General features: G+C 54.7%; 1 protein-coding gene. It reads right to left on the reverse strand.

The features are described from left to right. Positions 1 to 226 (reverse strand): hypothetical protein (locus KPY62_RS13595; protein WP_216583478.1); only part of this gene is annotated, 226 nt, incomplete at its 3' end. Between the last annotated feature and the right edge of the window lie 30 nt (positions 227 to 256).

Genomic DNA, 256 nt, shown 5'->3' on the forward strand with positions numbered 1-256 from the left:
TACCATCGGCAAGCTCTGCTGCATTCACGCCATCCAAAGCTTCTGGAATGGTAATCACAGGAGCCGTGTCAGTCACGCCATCACCAGTGGTGTCACCAGGAACAGTCGCATCAACGCTAAAGTCTACCGGCGCACTTGCTTCGGTGCTGTTACCAGCGGCATCGGTGATTTGAGCGGTTACGCTGTAGTCGCCATCTTCTGGAATCTGACCCTTAGGAATGGTCACAGCTACAGTGCCCGCCTCCACATCAGCTTG

The organism is Psychrobacter sp. TAE2020, assembly GCF_018919485.1.
GTDB lineage: Bacteria > Pseudomonadota > Gammaproteobacteria > Pseudomonadales > Moraxellaceae > Psychrobacter.